Consider the following 3,817-nt stretch of genomic DNA (forward strand, 5'->3'; position numbering starts at 1 on the left):
GGCGCGGCCGGCCGCCGCGATGCGCGCGGCCGCGGCCTCGACGGTCGGGGCCTGGTCGGCGGTCCAGCGGCCGTCGAGCGCCACGCGGCCGTCGGCCGACCGGTCCCGCAGCGCGGCGCCGGCCAAGGCGCCGGGAACAGTGCCCTCGCTCAGCAACACCCATACTCCTCGATCGAGGCACCACCCTGCCCGGCGGTTATGACGACATTACGGTTGACGATCCGTCTCCAACCTCACCCCCGGCGCGCGGCGGGAGGCTATGGCGAGGCCCAGGCCCGCGGCGGCGAGCGGCGCCATCAGCAGGAAGGCGAGGGGGCCGCCGGCCCGGTAGGCGACGCCGCTCCCCAGGGTCGCGACCACCGAGATCCCGGCATTGACCGCGCTGAGGGTGCCCTGCGCGCGGCCCCGCGCGCCGTCGGGGGCGTAGGCCGAGACCGCCGCCATGGCGCCGAGCTGGGTCGCCCCGAAGGTCAGGCCGTGGAGGCACTGGAGCGGCACCAGCGCCGCGAGATGGTCGCCGAGGAGGTACATGCCGATCGCCCGCAGGATCGCCGCGACGGCCCCGGCGCCGAGGAGCCGCACCGGGCCGCGCCAGGCGGCGGGCAGGGCGGGCAGGCCGGCGAACAGGGCGATCTCGGCCAGGACGCCGATCGCCCAGAGCGCGCCGACCCAGGTCGGCGGGATGCGCTGGCCGGTCCAGTAGATGCTGCCGAACCCGTAGATCGCCCCGTGGCTCGCCTGGATCGCGGCCGCCGCGCCGATGCACAGCCAGAGCCGCCGCGGCAGCCGCTTCCGGCCGTCGCCCGCCGCCGACGGCGGCAGGGCCGCCACCCCGCGGCTGCGCCACGCCACCAGCCCCGCGCCGAGGGCGAGGCCGGTCAGGAGCAGCGGCACGGCGAACCGGCCGCCGAGCGCCGTCAGCAGCAGCCCGCCCGCGAGGTTCGCCAGCAGGAACGCGATGGAGCCGGCCATCCGGATCCGCGCGTAGGTCAGGCGGGCGTCCAGGCGCACGGCCGCGAGCGTCAGGTAGTCGATGCAGGGCACGAGCGGCGCGCCGGCGACCGCGTTGAGCACGATCAGCCCGGCCAGCAGCGGCCACCCGATCCCGGCCGCGGCGGGCATCAGCGCGTAGGTCAGGCTCAGGGCGAGGCTGCCGAGCAGGATCAGCCGCCGGGGCCCGAGGCCGCGGTCGAGGAGGCTCATCAGCGGCGCCGTGGCGGCGATCCGCGTGGCGATCGGCAGAGCGAGGAGGAGACCGATCACCCGGGCATCGAGCCCCAGGGCGTCGAGCCACAGGGGCATGAACGGCATCGCGATGCCGATCTCGGTGAACACCACGGCGTAGAGCAGCGACAGGCGCGCCGGGCCGGACGGGCGGGGCAAGGCGGGTCTCGACGAGCGGGATCGGGGAGGCGGGGCGGGGAGGGCGTCCGTAAGCGCCCGTTAAAGGGCCTCTGTCAAATTCGCGGCGATCGGTGCGCACCGGGGCGGGCCGCCGCCGCGCCCGCATCGAGCGTCCAGAGAGGCCCATGTTCGGTTCCGTCAACCCGAGCGCGCACGCTTCGGCCGAGTACGAGGCGATCGAGGCGACGATCAGCGCCAGCGAGCGCGGCCGCTGGTTCCTCGCCGAGTACGCCCGGCGCAACCGGGGCGCCGAGACCGAGGTGCTGCTCGGGGCGATCGCGCGTCTGGAGCGAAGCGTCACCGCCGACCGCGGGCAGGAGGCCTTCGGGCACCTGCGGGGCAATCTCCTCGACATGGCCGACGCGATCAGCCGGACCAAGGGCGAGATCGCGGCGCTCAACACCCCGAACGGCGACGAGACCCGGCTGACGCAGGCGTCCCTCGCCCTCGATGCCATCGTGCGCGAGACCGAGCAGGCCACCTCCGACATCCTCAGCGCCGCCGAGTCGATCCAGGAGGCAGCCTGGACCCTGCGCGAGCACGGGGCCGACGCGCAGGCCTGCGACGCCCTCGACCGCCACGCGACCGCGATCTACACGGCCTGCTCGTTCCAGGACCTCACCGCGCAGCGCACCGCCCGGATCGTCTACACCCTGCGCTACCTGGAGGACCGGGTCTCCGCGATGATCGCCATCTGGGGCGAGGACGCGGTGCGGGTGCCGCCCCACCGGGGGGCGCGGCCGGCCGGCGAGCCGGCCGATCTGAACCAGAGCGACATCGACCGCTACATCGCCATGGACGTACCGGCCGTCACGGTGGCGGCCCTCGTGGCCCGCCCCGGCAGCCCGGCGCTGCACGAGGACCTGGTGTTCCTGCCGGTCCAGGCGGAGGCCCTGGCGCCGGAGGCCGAGCCGGAGACAGCGATCGCGGCCGAAGCGCCGGCCGCGCCGGAGCCGGTGGCGGAGGCCGAGCCGGACGCCGTGTCCGAGCCGACGGGATCGGCCGCGCTGGCATCCGCCCCGGAGCCGGACCTCGCCGCCGTGCCGGGGGACGCGTCGCGGGTCGCCTCGGAGGCCGCGCGAGCGGCCGAGGCGGAAGCCGAAGCGGAAACCGATCTGGAAGCGGACTGGGCGGTCGATCTCGAGGCCGCCCCGGAGCCGGAGGTCGCCTCCCTTCCGGTCGCCGATCCGTCCGCCGCGGACGCGCCGGAGCCCGCCACCGCGAGCGAGGAGGCGTTCGAGGCGGACGTCGAGGACGACGTCGCGCAGGACATCGCGCGGGACATGGTCGACCTCACCTGGGGCGAGACCGTCGCGGCGGCGCCCGAGCCGGCGATGCCGCCGGAGGAGCCGGCCCTGAGCTTCGCCGAGATCGACGCGCTGACGCCGGAGCAGCGGCTCGCGCTCTTCGCCTGACGGGTCCGGCCCGGCGCCGACGCTCCGGCGCGGTTCGACAGGCGCGCGCCGGCGCGGAGCCTGCTATCAGGGGCGTCCCCGGCACCCCCGAGCACGCGCATCCGTGGCCCTGCACCTGATCAAGCTCTGCGTCGGCCCCGCCACCATCGCCGACCTCGAGGCCCGGCAGGCCCGCTTCCGCGCGGAGGCGCTCCGGGACGGACGGCAAGCGGCGCCGTTCCACGTCACCCGCACCCTGCCCAAGCGTCACCGGGAGATCACCGGGCAGGGCTCGATCTACTGGGTGATCCGCGGGACGCTGTCCTGCCGGCAGGCGATCACCGCGATCGAGCCGCTCACCGGGGAGGACGGCATCCCGCGCTGCCGGCTGGTCTTCGATCCCCGGCTCGTCCCGGTGGCGCCCCGGCCCTACCGGCCGTTCCAGGGGTGGCGCTACCTGACGGCGCGCGACGCGCCGGCCGATCTCGGGGCCGAGGCCTCGGGGGACCTCGCCGAGATGCCCGAGGCCCTGCGGCGCGAGTTGGTCGGCCTCGGCCTGCTCTGAGGGCGGGGCGGGTCTCGTCGTCCCCGGTACGACCCGCCGGCGCCGCGAGCGGCTCCGGCGGGATCGGTCCTACGCCCCGTCGAAGCGCCCGCTGGCATGGGCCAGCATGGTGTAGACCTTGCCGGTCTCCGAGGTCAGGTAGGCGTCGGTGCGCTTGGCGTCGCTGTCGTTCTTGACCACGTCGCCGAGCAGGCGCTCGAACTCGCTGACGTAGCGGTCGACGCTGCGGCGGAACTCCGCGTCGGTCCTGTAGCGGCGCTGGATCTCCGCGAAGGTGGCCCGGCCCTGCGGCGTGTAGATCCGCGGGTCGAACAGGTTCGGCTCGCCCCGGCGGTACCGCTCCCACAGGTCGACCGCGGTCCGGTGCTCGATCATCTTGGCGATGTCGGTCGAGATCGTGTCGAGGGCGATCCGCCCGGTCTCGGCGGCCGCCACCGCGGGGCGGCGGGCCGCC

The 3,817-nt window shown here is 75.6% G+C and carries 4 protein-coding genes; 2 read left to right on the forward strand and 2 right to left on the reverse strand.

What is annotated here, in order from left to right; all coding sequences use genetic code 11:
• Positions 1-207 precede the first annotated feature (207 nt).
• Positions 208-1,383, reverse strand: coding sequence for an MFS transporter (locus ACLBYE_RS29920; protein WP_447696938.1), 1,176 nt, complete (start codon positions 1,381-1,383; stop codon positions 208-210).
• A 146-nt stretch (positions 1,384-1,529) separates the two neighbouring features.
• Between ACLBYE_RS29920 and ACLBYE_RS29925 the strand changes: the two genes are divergently transcribed.
• Complete coding sequence (locus ACLBYE_RS29925; protein WP_447696939.1) at positions 1,530-2,819, forward strand: hypothetical protein; 1,290 nt, start codon at positions 1,530-1,532, stop codon at positions 2,817-2,819.
• Between the two features lie 103 nt (positions 2,820-2,922).
• Positions 2,923-3,363, forward strand: coding sequence for a DUF1489 family protein (locus ACLBYE_RS29930; protein ID WP_091977177.1), 441 nt, complete (start codon positions 2,923-2,925; stop codon positions 3,361-3,363).
• A gap of 69 nt (positions 3,364-3,432) precedes the next feature.
• Here ACLBYE_RS29930 and ACLBYE_RS29935 read toward each other — a convergent pair.
• A partial coding sequence (locus tag ACLBYE_RS29935; RefSeq protein ID WP_447696940.1) for a hypothetical protein occupies positions 3,433-3,817 on the reverse strand: 385 nt, incomplete at its 5' end.

The organism is Methylobacterium sp. A52T (genome assembly GCF_053346095.1).